Below are 1,233 nucleotides of genomic sequence, written 5' to 3' on the forward strand. Positions count from 1 at the left end.
CCGACCTATTGCGCCGGATCGAAGTAGTGGACCACCTGCGGCCAGTTGAGAGTGCAAGGGGTATCCTGGTAGCCAATCACATCAAACACATCTGACTGCGGTGGCCGGGCGAATTGCGGCGGCAGGGCATTGAGGGCGGCATCCAGCTGATCGCCGCTGTAGCGATTTTGCACTGCCAGCGTCAGGGTTTTACCCAATTGGTAATACCAGTCGCCCGCCGTGTGTAGCTGCAGGTTGTGCCAGTGTTCCGGGGTAAACAGCTGCATGGCGCAAAGCGGGTACTGGCGACCGACGCGATCACGGGTGGGCAACAAGCAGCCCATCTGAATCATGGGGACACCGAGCGTGGCAGGGACAATGAAATTCCACACCGGCGCGCGTCCGGTTGCTGGCTGCTGCGCCAGACGCGGCAGACTGCTTTGAAACCATTGTGCCCAGCTGTTAACCAGCCGCGTCGGCAGGCGGCGGCGCATAAAGTCTCCGCTGCCGGGTAATTTGCCGTACCAGCCGAAAGAAGCGTCGTTTACGGTCATCATGGGCAGCTAAACCCCGGCAGTTGCAGCGGGTTGCGCACGCTGTTAGGGGTATACGCCAGCACTATCTGATGACCGCCGAGCGAGAAGGTGGCCTGCTGACTCTGGCTGCTGCCCGGATGCAGGCTGGCTTTGTCGAACAGGCGATTAAGCGCCCAGGGTCCGCTGGTATTCAGAGTGTTGGTGGTGCCGTCGGTCAGACCAATCTGCATACGCACCTGTTGGGTATTACCGTTGCCGGGCCAGTTCACCACCTGAGGGGTTTGCGGGCCATGGCTGTAACGGATGATTTGGCCGTCAACATCCAGCGTCAGATTGAGAATGCTGTTGTCCATGCTGATGGGTGTAATGGTCAGGCGATAGGAGGGCGTGCTTGACCCATTGGCAAACAGGGCTTCACGAATCGCCTGCGCCTGCTGGAAGGGGCGCAGCAGCGTGGTGCCACCGGGTAACGTTTTTCCATCGACGCCGGGCGCGTAGCGCCAGTTGCTGTGGGTGGTGTCCACTTTGCTGGCGAGATTATCGCGGAAGAAGCTGTCCATCAGCCCGGTTCCCGGCGCGAACATCCGTGCCAGATCGTCGGGGGTGACATCGGTGCCGGAGTTGTGATTAAACGGATATCTTCATATCTGCCAGCAATTTTTTGAACAGGTTAATGTTCAAACCACCACAAAGCCCGCGGTCAGTCGAAACGACCAGG

Annotated in this window: 1 protein-coding gene and 2 pseudogenes; all 3 read right to left on the reverse strand. The window is 59.2% G+C overall.

Annotated features, from left to right (window positions below):
• Window positions 1-5: 5 nt before the first annotated feature.
• Entirely contained in the window at window positions 6-536 is a 531-nt protein-coding gene (tagF, locus tag H7A81_RS27290; protein WP_182059341.1) for a type VI secretion system-associated protein TagF, read from the reverse strand.
• Window positions 533-1,156, reverse strand: a pseudogene (locus tag H7A81_RS27295) (type VI secretion IcmF C-terminal domain-containing protein); the annotation flags it as partial. The gene tagF and the pseudogene H7A81_RS27295, both read right to left, overlap by 4 nt.
• Window positions 1,155-1,233, reverse strand: a pseudogene (locus H7A81_RS27900) (hypothetical protein); the annotation flags it as partial. The pseudogenes H7A81_RS27295 and H7A81_RS27900, both read right to left, overlap by 2 nt.

Source organism: Pantoea sp. ME81 (genome assembly GCF_903970985.1).
GTDB lineage: Bacteria > Pseudomonadota > Gammaproteobacteria > Enterobacterales > Enterobacteriaceae > Pantoea > Pantoea communis.

Coding starts and splice junctions, on each gene's coding strand:
- tagF (WP_182059341.1), bottom strand. CDS start 536: ATGATGACCGTAAACGACGCTTCTTTCGGCTGGTACGGCAAATTACCC.